Annotated in this window: 16 protein-coding genes and 1 tRNA gene; 7 read left to right on the top strand and 10 right to left on the bottom strand. The window is 59.3% G+C overall.

Annotation, left to right across the window (positions count from 1 at the left end):
* Window positions 1–41: 41 nt before the first annotated feature.
* The 8 genes from B5E60_RS11235 to trkA all read right to left on the bottom strand — a co-directional run bounded on the left by B5E60_RS11235 (window position 42) and on the right by trkA (window position 8,129).
* On the bottom strand, window positions 42–803 hold the full coding sequence (locus tag B5E60_RS11235) for a zinc ribbon domain-containing protein (protein WP_087311663.1): 762 nt from the start codon (window positions 801–803) through the stop codon (window positions 42–44).
* Between the two features lie 23 nt (window positions 804–826).
* Window positions 827–1,609 carry a Nif3-like dinuclear metal center hexameric protein gene (locus tag B5E60_RS11240; protein WP_087311747.1) on the bottom strand — a complete coding sequence of 261 codons (783 nt, stop codon included), beginning with the start codon at window positions 1,607–1,609 and terminating at the stop codon, window positions 827–829.
* Window positions 1,610–1,711: 102 nt separating this feature from the next.
* Window positions 1,712–2,425, bottom strand: a complete 714-nt coding sequence (locus B5E60_RS11245) for a MerR family transcriptional regulator (RefSeq protein WP_087311665.1) — start codon at window positions 2,423–2,425, stop codon at window positions 1,712–1,714.
* A gap of 2 nt (window positions 2,426–2,427) precedes the next feature.
* On the bottom strand, window positions 2,428–4,014 hold the full coding sequence (locus B5E60_RS11250) for a methyltransferase RsmF C-terminal domain-like protein (protein ID WP_087311667.1): 1,587 nt from the start codon (window positions 4,012–4,014) through the stop codon (window positions 2,428–2,430).
* Window positions 4,011–4,631 carry a deoxynucleoside kinase gene (locus tag B5E60_RS11255; protein WP_087311669.1) on the bottom strand — a complete coding sequence of 207 codons (621 nt, stop codon included), beginning with the start codon at window positions 4,629–4,631 and terminating at the stop codon, window positions 4,011–4,013. Before B5E60_RS11255 ends, B5E60_RS11250 begins: the two co-directional genes overlap by 4 nt.
* A 75-nt stretch (window positions 4,632–4,706) precedes the next feature.
* A complete protein-coding gene (locus tag B5E60_RS11260; RefSeq protein ID WP_087311671.1) occupies window positions 4,707–5,141 on the bottom strand; it encodes a DUF3997 domain-containing protein in 435 nt (144 codons plus the stop codon).
* Between the two features lie 51 nt (window positions 5,142–5,192).
* Complete coding sequence (locus B5E60_RS11265; protein WP_087311673.1) at window positions 5,193–6,677, bottom strand: GH3 auxin-responsive promoter family protein; 1,485 nt, start codon at window positions 6,675–6,677, stop codon at window positions 5,193–5,195.
* A gap of 111 nt (window positions 6,678–6,788) precedes the next feature.
* The gene (gene trkA, locus B5E60_RS11270; protein ID WP_087311750.1) at window positions 6,789–8,129 is read right to left on the bottom strand and encodes a Trk system potassium transporter TrkA; all 1,341 of its coding nucleotides are present in this window, start codon (window positions 8,127–8,129) and stop codon (window positions 6,789–6,791) included.
* A 129-nt stretch (window positions 8,130–8,258) separates the two neighbouring features.
* On the opposite strand from trkA, the gene B5E60_RS11275 reads away from it, so the two are divergent.
* Entirely contained in the window at window positions 8,259–8,525 is a 267-nt protein-coding gene (locus B5E60_RS11275) for a hypothetical protein (protein ID WP_087311752.1), read from the top strand.
* A gap of 293 nt (window positions 8,526–8,818) precedes the next feature.
* Here B5E60_RS11275 and B5E60_RS11280 read toward each other — a convergent pair whose 3' ends face one another.
* Entirely contained in the window at window positions 8,819–9,664 is an 846-nt protein-coding gene (locus B5E60_RS11280) for a 3'(2'),5'-bisphosphate nucleotidase CysQ family protein (protein ID WP_087311675.1), read from the bottom strand.
* Between the two features lie 264 nt (window positions 9,665–9,928).
* Between B5E60_RS11280 and rplU the strand changes: the two genes are divergently transcribed.
* Window positions 9,929–10,240 carry a 50S ribosomal protein L21 gene (gene rplU, locus B5E60_RS11285; RefSeq protein WP_022308068.1) on the top strand — a complete coding sequence of 104 codons (312 nt, stop codon included), beginning with the start codon at window positions 9,929–9,931 and terminating at the stop codon, window positions 10,238–10,240.
* Window positions 10,241–10,261: 21 nt separating this feature from the next.
* Complete coding sequence (gene rpmA, locus B5E60_RS11290; protein ID WP_087311677.1) at window positions 10,262–10,522, top strand: 50S ribosomal protein L27; 261 nt, start codon at window positions 10,262–10,264, stop codon at window positions 10,520–10,522.
* Window positions 10,523–10,876: 354 nt separating this feature from the next.
* Here the strand turns inward: rpmA and B5E60_RS11295 are convergent, their stop codons facing one another.
* Entirely contained in the window at window positions 10,877–11,299 is a 423-nt protein-coding gene (locus B5E60_RS11295; RefSeq protein WP_239403322.1) for an META domain-containing protein, read from the bottom strand.
* A 362-nt stretch (window positions 11,300–11,661) separates the two neighbouring features.
* On the opposite strand from B5E60_RS11295, the gene B5E60_RS11300 reads away from it, so the two are divergent.
* From B5E60_RS11300 to rimM, 4 genes are all read left to right on the top strand, one after another.
* Complete coding sequence (locus B5E60_RS11300) at window positions 11,662–12,171, top strand: hypothetical protein (RefSeq protein ID WP_087311681.1); 510 nt, start codon at window positions 11,662–11,664, stop codon at window positions 12,169–12,171.
* A gap of 474 nt (window positions 12,172–12,645) precedes the next feature.
* Window positions 12,646–12,719 (top strand) — tRNA-Arg (locus B5E60_RS11305).
* Window positions 12,720–12,828: 109 nt separating this feature from the next.
* Window positions 12,829–13,383, top strand: a complete 555-nt coding sequence (locus B5E60_RS11310; protein ID WP_087311683.1) for a 30S ribosomal protein S16 — start codon at window positions 12,829–12,831, stop codon at window positions 13,381–13,383.
* Window positions 13,384–13,470: 87 nt separating this feature from the next.
* A complete protein-coding gene (rimM, locus tag B5E60_RS11315; protein WP_087311685.1) occupies window positions 13,471–13,989 on the top strand; it encodes a ribosome maturation factor RimM in 519 nt (172 codons plus the stop codon).

The raw sequence follows: 13,989 nt of genomic DNA on the forward strand, positions 1-13,989 counted from the left end.
CTCGGCCCCCTGCCTGCTCCCCCGGGCCCCCGGGCACCCACTTATTCCTGGGCGGCCTCGGGATCGGCTACGAGAATGCGGCCGCAATACTCGCAGACGATAATCTTCTTGCCCTGACGAATCTCCACCTGACGCTGGGGCGGAATGCGGTTGAAGCAGCCGCCACAGGCATCACGCTTGACCGTCACGACGGCCAAACCGTTGCGGACATTGCGACGAATGCGGTCGTAGGCGGCCAGCAGACGTTCGTCGATCTTGGCCTTGACCTGCTCGCGCTGAGCCTCGTACTCGGCTACCTGCGGGCCGGTTTCGGCCTCGATGCCGTCGAGTTCGGCCTTTTTGGCCGCCAGGTCGGCCGAGCGGTCCTTGGAGAGGTTTTCGGCCTCTTCGAGCTGGAGTTTCTTGGCCTTGATGCCGGCCGCATACTCCTTGAGGCGCTTCTCGGCCAGTTCGATCTCGAGTTCCTGATATTCGATCTCCTTGGAGATGGCATCGAACTCACGGTTGTTACGCACGTTGTTCTGCTGCTCCTTGTAGTTGCCGATCATGATTTTGGCCTGATCCACCTCGCGTTTGCGCTGCTTGGTCAGGGCATTGAGCTCCTCGATCTCCCCGTTGATGTGGTCGATGCGGGTCTTCATTCCGGCCATTTCATCCTCGAGATCCTGGACCTCGAGAGGCAGTTCACCTTTCACCTTGTTGATCTGGTCGATCTTGCTGTCGATCTTCTGCAGCTCGTAGAGTGCGAGGATCTTCTCCTGCATCGAATAATCAACGTCGGCGGTTTTCTTTTGCGTTGCCATATAATGTACTGTATAGTTTAGACTTACACGAGATAATTCACCGGATTGCGCGAGCGTTCACTCTTGCGAACCGCAAAGGTACATAAATTTTTCGACAAAACCTCAAATAATAACTGAATTGCACAATATTCGCTCTCAAAATGACCGACATCCGCCACCATGAGACGCTTGTCGGGGGTCATAAAGTCGTTATACTTGAGATCCGCCGTGATGTAGAGATCGGCCCCGGCCTGCAGGGCATCGCCGATGAGCGAGGCTCCGGCACCCGTGCAGAGGGCCACACGACGCACCGCCGGGATGGCGATATCGCTGTATCGGATGGCACCGCAGCCGAGCCGTTCGCGCACCGTGCCCAGATAAGCGAGGGGCTCCACGGCTTCGGGCAGTTCGCCGACAACGCCGAAACCGACCCCTTCGACCGACGAGGGCTGCAACAGTCGCAGATTCCCGATACCGAGGATCCCGGCCAGACGCCAGCTCATGCCGCCGGGCGCACTGTCGAGATTCGTGTGACAGGCGTAGAGGGCAATGCGGCTGCGGATGGCTCGTTCGACACAGCGCTGCACGGGATCCGCCGAATTGAAGCGTTTCAGAGCGTGGAAGATGATCGGATGGTGCGTGATGATCAGATCGCATCCCGTCTCTTCGGCCTCGTCCAGCACCTCCTCGGTGACATCGACAGCCAGCAGCGCCCGACGTACCTCGTCGTCACTGCGGCCGACCACAAGTCCTGCATTGTCATAGGATTCCTGCCAGCCAAGCGGAGCAAAGCGTTCGATGACATCGGTTATCTCTTTTATTTTCATGGCATTCATAGGTATTTTCAGGTTTCAGGTTTTCGATTCCGGGTGATCGTAAAGCAGGACACGGCGCTGACCGACGGCCTCTGACCGGTGGTCTCGAACCGTTCAGAAAAGTGACTGCTCGTAGAAGGCAAAGAGCTCCTTGTTTTCGGTTTCCTCCTTTTTGCGGCGAGGTTTCCGGGCCGTACGTCGGGTCGGTTGTCCGGGGACGGGTTCGGAAGCGGGTTCAGCAACGGGTTCGGCAACCACGGGTTCGGAGGCGGACTCAGCAACGGGCTCGGCAACCACGGGTTCGGAGGCGGACTCAGCAACGGGCTCGGCGACCACGGGTTCGGCAACCTCGGGTTCGGCGGCTGGCTCTACATCCACCATCTTCGGTTTGCGGAGCCGATCCGCAGACACTCCCCGGCGTCGCGGCTCCTTGCGGGGCATCTCCTCCTCCGGTGCCGCAACGGAAGATTCCTCCTCTTCATCGACAACCTGTCCGTTGTCGGCCTTCAGATCCTCGCGGACCTCAACCAGCAGCGAACGGATCCGTTGCAGATGCTCCATGAGCTGCGTATCCCGTTCGACCGCCGTGGCTGCCCCCTCCTTGCGAAGCACCTTCCGGGCCCCGTCGAGTGTCATGCCGCACTCCTTGACCAGGTGGTAGATCATCTTCAGATGCTCGACATCCTGCGGCGTGAAGAGGCGGTTGCCCTTCTTGTTGCGCTTCGGGCGGAGAATCGGAAACTGCGACTCCCAGTGGCGGAGGAGCGACGTGTTGACGTCGAACATCTCGGCCACTTCGCCCATCGTATAAAAAATCTTTTCGGCCATATCTATTGTTTCATGATTCGCAATGAGTTCGGATAGAGGTTGTTGACCCGCGATCCGATCCGTTTGGCAAAGCCCAGTCCGCGGTCCCGCACACAGATGAGGTTCATCCCCTCGGCCAGTCCGGCTGCCGCAATCTCCTGACGCCGCAGGTAACGCAGCGCCTCCTCCTCCGCCAGTTCTGCCACGGGTACCGCCGTGCGGTTCAGCCCCGGGAAGAAGGCCAACGCCGGATCGGGTTTCAGCACCCCCTTGAAGATCTGCCCGAGGGCCACCCCCGAGCCGATCACCGGCAGCACTTCGGAGAGCGTCCGCACCGCCTCGGCCTGTCCGGCATACCAGGCGTAGCAGGTGTCGCCCGCCATCCCGAAACGCATCGCTTCGGGTTCCGTCAACCAGCGCCACAGCTCCGCCGCGCATTTGCGGTCGACGGGCGTCAGCACCGAACGGCGCGATTTCGGAGTGCGCGTCCGTGCATCGGCTTCGGCCGATTTGCGGGCCACGGCGGCAAAGAACCCCTCGCCGCAAGTCCGATGGGGATAGAAGCGGAAGGTACGGAAGGCCCCTACCCTGCCGCAGCAGATCCCCCACGCCGGGTCGACCTCGACCGGTCCGGTCTCCTCCACCTCCGTTTCGGCCCATGCGAGCATCCGTTCAAGCGACCCCTCGTCCTCCTCGCGGTTGAAGGTGCAGGTGCTGTAGAGCAGCACGCCGCCGGGCTTCAGGGCCCGCCACGCCTCGCGCAGAATCTCGTCCTGACGCGCGGCACAGAGACGCACGTTCGCCTCGCTCCACTCCTCGCGGGCAGCCGGGTCCTTGCGGAACATCCCTTCGCCCGAACAGGGGGCGTCGACCGTCACGGCATCGAACCACGCCTCGAAGCGTCCCAGCGAGGCGGCGTCGCAGCACGTCACGGCCACGTTGCCCGTTCCCCACTTACGCACGTTGTCGGCCAGCACCGAAGCCCGCCGTCGGTCGATCTCGTTGGCCACGACCAGCCCCTCACGTCCGACCAGCGAGGCATAGAGGGTTGTCTTGCCTCCCGGCGCCGCACAGAGATCCAGCACACGGGCCCCCGCGGGGAGCCGGCCGCGCAACAGGTGGCCGACGAATTGCGACGAGGCCTCCTGCACGTAATAGGCCCCGGCGTGGAAATCGGGGTCGAACGTGAACGAGGGGCGTTCACGCAGATACCAGCCGTCAGCGCACCACGGAACCCGTCTCAACAGCGGCAGATGGGGCAAATCCGGCAACAGACGGGCAACAGCATCGGCATCGGCGGAGTCAGTCGGGAGACATAGGGCTGCGGGTGCAGTTGCGGCCGGCAGCTCCGCGGCTTCCGGCCGTTTATCGGCATCTGACCGGCCTCCGGCATCCGGCAGGCCATCGGCATCCGTCGGCATCGCGACACCCGGCAACGTCGCAGTCTCTTGTCGGTTATCGGACGGTGAAGCTCCCGCCGGCCGGCACTTCGACGCATTGAGACGCACCGAGGTCGGGGACTCCGACTCCAGCGCCTCGCACAAGGCCCGACCCTCCTCCACGCCGAGTTCGCGCAGCGTGCGTTCGACGAATCGTTCGGGCAGACTCATCGCTCTTCGCGGGCTTTGAGGGCATCCAACCGCGCGCAGATCCGCTCGAAGACCGCCGGATCCGAAACAAAATCCTCGTGGTCCTTGTCCACGACAAAGACCTCTCCCTCGTAGATCGTGTCGATCCAATGGTTGTATTTGTCGTTCAGACGTTTCAGATAGAGTTCGTCGATATTCATCTCGTACTCGCGGCCCCGTTTGCGGATCTGCGAGATGAGCGTCGGAACGCTCGCCTTGAGGTAGATCAGCAGGTCGGGCTGCGGAATGAGCGACGTCACCAGGCGGAAGATCTTCATGTAGGTCTCGATGTCGCGCGTCGACATCAGTCCCATTTCATGGAGGTTGTCGGCGAAGATGTGAGCATCCTCGTAGATCGTGCGGTCCTGGAAGATCACCCCCGACTTGTTGTCCGAAAGCATGTCCATCGTCTGCTGGATCCGGCTCCCGAGAAACGAGATCTGAAGTTGGAACGCCCAACGGTTCATGTCCTCGTAGAAATCGCCGATATAGGGGTTGTCACACTCCTCCAGATAGCACTTGGCATCGTATCGCTGCGTCAACATCTCGGTCAGCGTCGTCTTCCCGCTCCCGATATTTCCTGCAATGGCTATGTACATGACCGTATCCGTTAATGGTTTGAAAAGAGATAACGTAAAGCGTTATCCTCCCGTTAATATCGTTAATAATTTTTATTACAGCTTCTTGAATGTTATATCATCCGGTACTCCCAGCTCTTTCCGCCTCACTTCAAAGGCCTCTTCATCGAATGCCCCGAATTTGTTTTCCTGCGCCTCCCAGGCCTCCTGCGCGTTATTGACGGGAATGATGTAATATTCGGTTGTATGCCTGTCATAACGCGGTAAGGAAACTCCCATACTGTCCTTCAACGCACGGTACGCCTTGACCAGAATAAAATCATCGTCATATCCCACGGCATAAACACTCGCCCCGGTTATGCCCGTATAAGGTGCATCATCTTCCGGTTGATGATAACACACATCCATATCCTCTTTGGTATCCACTGCGATCAAGTAATAATTCCCAGTAAGATGCCGTTCATAGACAAATCCGCAGCTTTGCATGATCAGGAGCAACAACAAAATGAGGAATGATGAAACCGTTTTCATACGCTCGTTTTATCGGATCTGATGACGCCCAGTTTACGAACGACGACAGGCTCAGTGCCCCTCTTCGCCGCCGATCCCCGCAAACGACTTCACGTCGTCGGCCACCCGGCGGTCGTTCATCAGCCGCGGAACCTTGTTCTTCCCCCGCGCCCGCATCCACGCCAGGAACCCCCCGCGCGGCATGCACAGCAGATGCTGCTTCTCGAGCGTCGTGCGGCGCTTGGCGTCATAGTCCGAATTGACGGCCCGCAGCTCCTCGTCGAGCGCCGCCGCAAACGACTCCATCGAATCGGGTTCGCGGTCGAACTCCACGATCCACTCGTGGGCGCCCCGCTCGCGCAGCGACATGTAGCACGGCGAGACCGTATATTCGCTCACCACGGCTCCCGTCCGGCGGCAGGCGACCGCGAGCGCCCGCTCGGCATTGTCGACAATCAGCTCCTCGCCGAATACGTTGATATACTGACGCGTGCGCCCCGCAAAACGGATCCGGTAGGGGTTCGTCGAGGTGAACTCCACCGTATCGCCGATCTCGTAGCGCCACAGGCCGTTGTTCGACGTGATCAGCACGGCATAAACCTTGCCGCACTCCACCCCCTCGAGCGGAACGATCCGTTCGCCGTCGCGGAACTCGAAGAAGGTCCCGTAATCCAGCATCAGCAGCATGTCGCTGCGCGAAGGATCGTCGGCCAGGGCAAAAAAGCCCTCCGAGGCGTTGTAGGTCTCCATGTAGTGCATCCCGTCGGAGGGGATCAGCTCCTCGAACGAACGCCGGTAGGGGGTGAACTCCACCCCGCCGTGGGCGAACATCTCCAGATCGGGCCAAACCTCCAGCAGATTCCGACGCCCGGTGTACTCCAGCACGCGGCGCATCAGCGCCAGGTTCCACGACGGAACCCCCGCAAAGGCCGTGATGTGCTCGCCCGTACATTCGCGGCAGATCGCCTCGCACTTGGCATCGAAATCGGCAATGATGGCAGTCTCGATGCGCGGTGCCCGGAACCACCCGCTCCAGAACTTCGTCTCGTGGATCAGCAGCGCCGAAAGATCACCCACCAGATTGCGGCCCTCGGCAATGCACGAACCGCCCAGCGTCAGCGTCTTGCCCTCAAGCACCCGGCTGCGCGGGTAGTTGGCCGCATAGACCGTCGCCACGTCGCGCATGCCGAGCGTATGGTTGCGCCACAGCGACTCCCGCGTCACGGGGATGTATTTGCTCCGGTCCGACGTGGTGCCCGACGAGCGGGCAAACAACGAAACCCGGCCCGGCCACGTGACGTTCCACGCCCCGGCACGCATCTGCTCGATATAGGGCTTGAAGGTCTCGTAGTCGAACGTCGCAACCAACGACTCGAACTGCTCCACCGTACGGATATGCCGCAGGTCGTAACGTTCGCCGAACTCCGTCATGCGGCCGCGGCGCAACAGCCGGCGGAACATGCGCATCTGGGTCTCGACCGGATGGCGGCGGAACCGGTCTATCGACCGTTCGCGCTGCGAGAACCACGCTCTGAGTATGCTGTTTCGAAAAGACATTTTCTCCAGTTTTCGGCGGATGACGCCGCGTCGTCCGCATCGGAATGCCCGGCGCCCGTCCGCCTCCCGACCGGTATCTCTCCGTCCCGGGGCACCGCCCCGTCAGTTAAATCAGTTAAAGTAATATCCTATGCGCCCTACCGACGCCGGCATGGCAAAGACCACCACGCGGTCGTAGGGATTGATCTCCATGTTGTCCACGGCGATGAAAACCTTGTCGCCGCGCACAATGCCGCCGATGATCGTATCCTCGGGAAGTCCCAGATCCTTGATCCGGCATTTGGTCGCCGGCGAATTGGGCTTGACGATGAACTCCAACACCTCGGCGTCGCTCCCCGTCAGGCACTTGATCGCCTGCACGTCGGTCGACATCGTGAAGCGAAAGATGTTCGACGCCGTCACCAGCTTCTTGTTGATGATCGTATCGATGCCGATCGACTCCGCCAGGTTGATGTAGTTCAGGTTCTCGACCTCGGCGATCACCTTCTTCACGCCCATCCGCTTGGCCAGCATCGCCGCCAGGATGTTCGTCTCGCTGCGGCCCGTCACCGCCACAAAGGCGTCCATGTTCGACAGGCCCTCCTCCATCATGGCTTCCGTATTGCGACCGTCCTCGTTGATGATCAGCGTCTTGTCCAGCATCTCGGCCAGCCGGTAGGCCTTCTCGGCGTTGTAGTCGATGAGCTTGATGTTGACCTCGTCCTGCAGCTCCGTGGCTACCCGGATGCCGATGCGCGAACCGCCCAGGATCATCATGTTGCGGATCTCGATGTTCGTCTGCCCCGAAAACTCCATCACCTCGTGCACGGCGTCCTGGCGGGCTATCACGTAGATCATGTCGCCCTCCATGAACTCCTCCCCCGCACGCGGGATGATCGTCTGACCGCCCCGCGTGATGGCCACCGTACGGTAGCTCAACGGAGTCTGGTCGTCGGCAAAGCCCGTCAGCACCTGTCCCACCAGCGGCGAGGCCGGCTCCAGGCGGAAGACCACCAGCGAAAGCTTGCCGCTCGAAAAATCCACGTATTCGGTCGTCGAGGTGTGGCCCAGCAGGTTGATCACCTCCCGCGCCGCCACCTTCTCCGGATAGAACAGGTAGTCGATGCCCATGTCGATGAACATCTCCTTGTTGTTGGGCTCGAGATACTCGTTGTTGTCGATGCGCGCGATGGATTTCCGCGCTCCGAGCTTCTTGGCCAGCATCGCCGCCACGATGTTGTCGTTCTCCTCGTGGTTGACGGCGATAAAGAGGTCACACTTGCGGACCGACGCCTTGCGCAACACCGCAAAGGTCGTCGAGTCCCCCTCGACGGTGATCACGTCGGCCAGCGCCCCCACCTCGGCCAACAGCTTCTGATCGCTGTCCACCACCGTGATGTCGTGTCCGCTGCCGCTGAGCATCCGCGCCAGATGGCTGCCCATCTCTCCGGCTCCCGCTATGACGATTTTCATACGTTTTCCGAAATTGTATCCTGCGATCCGTCGCCCGAATCCTTCGGGCAACATTTTTGCAATTTATCTGACAAATATATACATTTGTCCCCGAAAGCCAAAATTTCAAACCACAAAAACTTGACCGCCATGCCCGCCTGGTTAATCGTACTGATCTGCGCCATCGTTGCCGTTGCCTTCTTCGTCGTGGGGATGTCCCTGACGCTGATGATCAAGGGTCACCACATCGACTCGGAGATCTCGACCAACAAGGACATGCAGCGACTGGGAATCAAGTGCGCCGTGCAGGAGACCCGCGAAGCCGACGGTACGGCCGACTGCTCCGACAGCCACTCCCTGGCCGGATGTTCGGGGAACTGCGGCGCTTGCGACATCGAACACAAGGCCGCCAGGTAACCATCTTTCCATCAACGCATACCACAACCTCCGGGGCTCCGCATTCCCGACAGCAGCAGACGCCCGACAATTCCCGGGGCATGGCCGAAGTCCGCACCTCCCGGCAATATCCCGGCCATTCCATCCCCGACAGCACCGCCAGACGTCAGTCAGTCCAACGCCATCGACCCCGACACATTCCGAGAACATTCCGGCTGCCCGACAAATCCCGGCGCCCCTCACGAAAAAAAATCCCGGTCTCCGCACATCGGAAACCGGGACCTTTATATAATTATAATGTCGCCCGCCGGTCCTCAGAAGGGGCAGTACTTCGACCGACAGCAGAACCACGGATTGTGCAGGTCCTCCTCGTTGTAGCGCAGCTCCCGTTCGTCGGGCAGCGACCGCGTGGAGCCCCCCGCCTCCAAGAGAATCAACTCGCCGGCCGCCGTATCCCACTCGTAGGTATGGGTCGTGCGCACGTAGTAGTCGACCCGACCCTCGGCCAGCATGCAGAACTTGTAGGAGCTTCCCTGCTCGACAATCTCCAGATCGGGATAACGTTCGCGGAGCCGCTCGACGGCCTCGTGCGTCTCGCGCGTCTGGTGCGACCGCGAAAGAGCCACCCGCAGGTGGTCGTGGTGCGCCTCACTCTCCAGCGGCAAACGCCTCCATCCGCCTACAATCTCCTCGTACGTATAGTTTGCCCCGGCATCCGGCACCACATGCTCCTTCAGGTAAGACCCCGAGTCGCGCCCGGCAATGTACATCTTCTCGAAATAGGGCACGTAGATCACCGCTCCGATGCAGACGTTGTTCTCCATCAGGGCGATGTTGACCGTGAACTCGTTGTTGCCCTTGATGAACTCCACGGTCCCGTCCAACGGATCCACCAGCCAGTAAAGCTCCCAGTTGCGGCGCTCGTCGTAGCGCATCTCACGACCCTCCTCCGAAAGAATCGGAATACGCGTCGGCCCCAGATACTCGCGGATCGTGCGGTGGGCCAGCCGGTCAGCCAGCGTAATGGGTGTACAGTCGGCCTTGAGGCTGATGTCGTAATCGTCGAAATTCTTGTATACTTGCATGATCGAGGCCCCGGCCCTGACTGCCGCATTGAAAAGCGGAGGCAGCAGATATTGGCGTACCTTGTCGTTTATCATCGTCACTCGCGGTTTTGGATTCCTGACTTCTGTTTCCGTCATTGTCATGGTAAAGGTAGCAAGAATTTATGAGACCCGGAAATTTTTCGGACCCGTCAGCCCCTCTTCCCGTCAAAGAGTACAGATTCGATCCGAAAATCGCCACTCACCCCTCCCGCCAAAACCGTGCCCCGATCCCTCCCGACAATTTTTTTGTCGCCGGCGTTTTGTTTCTCGGAAATTATCCGTATATTTGCCTCCCGAATTCATTCAATTACACGTAGAATGTACGTAATCGTAGAGATCGCAGGTCAGCAATTCAAAGCTGAAAAAGGTCGGAAACTTTATGTTCACCGTCTCCAGGGCGAAGAAAATTCGTCCGTAAGTTTCGACAAGGTCCTGCTCACAGACAATGACGGTCAGGTCAAAGTCGGCGCACCTGTAGTTGAAGGCGCCGCAGTAAAGTGCAAGATCCTCAAGCATCTGAAGGATGACAAGGTTCTGGTCTTCAAAAAGAAACGTCGCACCGGATACCAGAAGTGCAACGGACACCGCCAGTACCTCACCCAGATCCTCGTGGAAGAAATCGTTGCATAAACCTTTAAAAACTGAAGCATCATGGCACACAAAAAAGGTGTAGGTAGTTCGAAGAACGGCCGTGAGTCCGAAAGCAAGCGACTCGGCATCAAATTGTTCGGCGGTCAGTTCGCAAAGGCGGGCAACATCATCGTCCGCCAGCGCGGTACGGTGCACAACGCCGGTGAAAATGTCGGCATGGGCAAAGACCACACGCTCTTCGCTCTCGTGGACGGAACCGTCGAGTTCTGCAAGAAGCGCGAAGGAAGATCCTATGTCAGCGTTACCCCGCTGAGCGAGTAGTCTCCCTCTGTCTGAAGATAACGGTCCTCTTCCGCAAGGAAGAGGACCGTTTTTGGTTATCGCACCCCGCTGCAACTTCGCCTGCGCCCCTTCTCCCCACAAAAAGGGTCCCGCGTCAGTCAAGGACGCGGGACCCTTTTTCGAAACCCGAAACCCAGACCGCTGCAGGTTCGGGTATCGGGAAGAGAGATGGATCGGGACCACAGCGGGCGAATCGGGCCCGAGAGCGAGAGAATCAGACCATTCGCAGACGGCCCCAACCACGGCGGAGGGTTTTGACCACGGCGGAGGGTTTTGACATTGCCGCCAGACCAAACCGCAGCGGGCAGAACGCACCCCACCCCGGACATCCGGCTATTCGGCGGCAGCCTGCGTTCCCTGGAACTCGGCCAGAACCCGATCGCCGTCGAGAAGCTTCAGATCCGAACCCTTAATCTCGAATCCGTTCACCTTCGAGAGCATCTCGACAAACGAAGTCTCGTACTGCAGATCGGGGCAGGCCATCCGCGTCATGCCCAGATCCCCGAACTTCAGGCTCTTGCCATTGAGGATGTAAGGGCCGAAGAAGCGGTTGCAGTTCGTACGTCCGGCCACCAGCGTATCGGCGGCATTGAACATCAGCGTGAAGGCATCCTCCTCGGCCGAAACGGCCGTTGCGGGGATCGACTCCATCTTGGAGAGTTTCCACGAAGTGCCTTCGAGAGGCAGGTTCTCCTGCTGGCAGCAGCAGGCGGTCATCGCCAGAAGCAGCCCGGCGGCTGCAAGAATCTTTTTCATAATCGCTACAATATATTTAGTTCAGGTATTGTTGCTTCCGCTGTCGGAGTTCAAAAGCCGGGCCAAAACAGGATCGGGGCATGGACTCCGCAACCAAGACAAGCATCGCGGCCAGGCCGGAAGAACCGTTCCTCTCCGCATCGCTCATCGGTCTCCGAGGTTCGTGCCACGGTGCAGATCGCCCCGAATACCGTGTGCAAAGATATTCAATATTCTCAACGCCGGCAACGTTGCACGATTGTATTTTTTTTCGTATCTTGTCATCAGAAGACATGACACCCTCCGTCGCAGGGCGTCGGCCGCATCGACTTCCGATCAGGCCGGAGCCGTCACCGAAACATGGACAAAAAGAGATAAAAAACATGAGACACGTTGCACATCTTTTTTTACTGACGCTGGCCGCCCTGCTGTCGGGCTGTGCCTCGCAACGGCGGGCAACCGCCACGGCGGACTCCGGCAACCAAACCTTTCAAACGGCGCTTGCAGCGCTCGAATCGCAGCGGTTTGTCGTCGACATCGACGAGGTCTACACCCGAAAGGGGAAAAGACTGGACACCTACCAGAGCTACGTCCGCATGCAGGGACCGCAACTCGAGGTCAGCTTCGCACCCGACCTCTTCGGGCCGCGGAACTCCCACAGAATGGACCAGATGCGCGCGACCGACGAACAGGGCCGCATCGAAAGAATCGGCACGAAGGCAAACGGAGATGTGCAGTTCCGAATTCACGGCCGCTGGGGATGGCAGCAGCGAAGCCGCTCCTGTCTGGTGACCCTCTTCCACAACTCCGACCGGGTCTTCCTGGAGTTCCGCACCGAACGGGACCGTCCGGAAGGAACCGCCAAAGGGACGCTTCGACCGCTCGACCGCTAAGCACCACGCCCCGTTTCGCACCGAAGGAGGACCGGAGGAGGACCGAAGGTAGGCCGGAGGTGGACCGGAGGTGGGCCGGAGGTAGGCCGGAGCCGAACAGGACTCCGACAGATCCGGTCTGAGGTGGGGCCGGGCTGTGTAATCCGAGAGGGGCTGGGCTATGTAATCCGAGAGGGACCGGGCTGTGTAATCCGAGAGGGGCCGGGCAGAGTAATCCGAGAGGGGCCGGGCTGTGTCGAGTGCCCGGCTGCCGCAGAGCAATCCGAAAGAGGTCCGGACGGGGATGAGAGACGCGACCCGGAAAGGAACGAGCAATCCGGAGCGAAAACAGAACTGCCCGGGAGAGGATTCTGCCGAGGCTTGGCGATCCGGGCGGACAAAATGCCGTCATCCGCGCATTTCGGCCGGCAAGGGCTTTGCATTTGAGGATTTATTTTATAATTTTGCACCGATTTCCCCGTCATCGGGCAAATTGGTCCCGTAGCTCAGTTGGATAGAGCAGCAGATTTCTAATCTGCCGGCCGCGCGTTCGAGCCGCGCCGGGATCACTTTTTTCTCCCATTATTTGGCCAATCTGTTTTTTTTCCCTACATTTGCACGCTTAAATGCCCGAACCGGGTGAGCGTTTTTACTTTAATTAACAAAATTTTATAGCAAATGGCTGTTAAAATTCGTCTGGCACGCCATGGTAAGAAGGGCTACGCCTTCTATCATATCGTTGCCGCAGATAGCAGAGCGCCACGTGATGGTAAATTCATCGAAAAGTTGGGTACCTACAACCCCAACACGAATCCTGCTACGATCGATCTGAACTTCGAGAAAGCTCTGGATTGGTTACTCAAAGGCGCACAACCTACGGATACTTGTCGGGCTATCCTCTCGTACAAGGGCGTACTTTACAAAAAGCACCTGCTGGGTGGCGTTGCCAAGGGTGCATTCTCGGAGACCGAGGCCGAGGCTCGCTTCAACAAGTGGATCGAGGCCAAGAACGGTAAGATCGAGGCCAAGAGCAACAAGATCGCTTCCGACGCCAAGTCGGCCGAAAAGGCCCGTCTGGCTGCCGAAACCAAGATCAAGGAGGAGCGTGCCGCTGCCATCGCCGAGAAGAAGGCCGCTGCCGAAGCTGCTGCCCGTGAGGCCGCAGAGGCCGCTGCCGCCGAGGCTGCCGCTGCCACCGAAGAGGCCGCTCCGGAAGCTCCCGCTGCCGAATAAGCAGGTTTTCTATTCCGATAAGACAGGAGATCACCCGAAGGGGAGATTTCCTGTTTTTTTTGTACTTTTGTCCCAAACTCTTTCGTAATGGCTGCATCCGCTGGACGTATCAACAAACTTTTCGGCACGGACGGGGGCCTCATGCTCTCGCTCTACTCCACGTTCCCCGACAACTTCGACCCTCAGACCATGCCGCTGATGGTCACGATCGACGCCCTGGAGGTGCCGCTCTGGTGCGACCGATTCGAGCGCCGCGGAATCGCTGGCGCTACGGCCTCGTTCGCCGATTTCGACACCGAACGCCGCGCTCAGGAGCTCATCGGTCTCGAATTCCGCGTAGACGATCCCGCCGACGAGCAGGATGACGAATTCTATCTCGAGGATCTCATCGGTTTCGAAGCCGTGGTCGAAGAGGCCGGATCCGAGACGAAACATGCCGGAATCGTCACCGACTTCTACGACAGCGAGATGAATCCCCTGTTCGAGGTGGAGACCGGCGGGCATCAGGTGCTCATCCCCGCCGCCGAGGAGTTCATCGCCCTCATCGACTTCGAGGAACGGCGGATCCACTTCGTCCTACCCGAGGGGCTCTTAAATCTGGAATAA

This window comes from Alistipes sp. An116 (assembly GCF_002161005.1).
Taxonomy (GTDB): domain Bacteria; phylum Bacteroidota; class Bacteroidia; order Bacteroidales; family Rikenellaceae; genus Alistipes; species Alistipes megaguti.

What these genes read in the sequence shown, in the direction of transcription:
- B5E60_RS11235 (WP_087311663.1), bottom strand. Translation starts at nt 803, where the DNA reads ATGGCAACGCAAAAGAAAACCGCCGACGTTGATTATTCGATGCAGGAG.
- B5E60_RS11240 (WP_087311747.1), bottom strand. Translation starts at nt 1,609, where the DNA reads ATGAAAATAAAAGAGATAACCGATGTCATCGAACGCTTTGCTCCGCTT.
- B5E60_RS11245 (WP_087311665.1), bottom strand. Translation starts at nt 2,425, where the DNA reads ATGGCCGAAAAGATTTTTTATACGATGGGCGAAGTGGCCGAGATGTTC.
- B5E60_RS11250 (WP_087311667.1), bottom strand. Translation starts at nt 4,014, where the DNA reads ATGAGTCTGCCCGAACGATTCGTCGAACGCACGCTGCGCGAACTCGGC.
- B5E60_RS11255 (WP_087311669.1), bottom strand. Translation starts at nt 4,631, where the DNA reads ATGTACATAGCCATTGCAGGAAATATCGGGAGCGGGAAGACGACGCTG.
- B5E60_RS11260 (WP_087311671.1), bottom strand. Translation starts at nt 5,141, where the DNA reads ATGAAAACGGTTTCATCATTCCTCATTTTGTTGTTGCTCCTGATCATG.
- B5E60_RS11265 (WP_087311673.1), bottom strand. Translation starts at nt 6,677, where the DNA reads ATGTCTTTTCGAAACAGCATACTCAGAGCGTGGTTCTCGCAGCGCGAA.
- trkA (WP_087311750.1), bottom strand. Translation starts at nt 8,129, where the DNA reads ATGAAAATCGTCATAGCGGGAGCCGGAGAGATGGGCAGCCATCTGGCG.
- B5E60_RS11275 (WP_087311752.1), top strand. Translation starts at nt 8,259, where the DNA reads ATGCCCGCCTGGTTAATCGTACTGATCTGCGCCATCGTTGCCGTTGCC.
- B5E60_RS11280 (WP_087311675.1), bottom strand. Translation starts at nt 9,664, where the DNA reads ATGATAAACGACAAGGTACGCCAATATCTGCTGCCTCCGCTTTTCAAT.
- rplU (WP_022308068.1), top strand. Translation starts at nt 9,929, where the DNA reads ATGTACGTAATCGTAGAGATCGCAGGTCAGCAATTCAAAGCTGAAAAA.
- rpmA (WP_087311677.1), top strand. Translation starts at nt 10,262, where the DNA reads ATGGCACACAAAAAAGGTGTAGGTAGTTCGAAGAACGGCCGTGAGTCC.
- B5E60_RS11295 (WP_239403322.1), bottom strand. Translation starts at nt 11,299, where the DNA reads ATGAAAAAGATTCTTGCAGCCGCCGGGCTGCTTCTGGCGATGACCGCC.
- B5E60_RS11300 (WP_087311681.1), top strand. Translation starts at nt 11,662, where the DNA reads ATGAGACACGTTGCACATCTTTTTTTACTGACGCTGGCCGCCCTGCTG.
- B5E60_RS11310 (WP_087311683.1), top strand. Translation starts at nt 12,829, where the DNA reads ATGGCTGTTAAAATTCGTCTGGCACGCCATGGTAAGAAGGGCTACGCC.
- rimM (WP_087311685.1), top strand. Translation starts at nt 13,471, where the DNA reads ATGGCTGCATCCGCTGGACGTATCAACAAACTTTTCGGCACGGACGGG.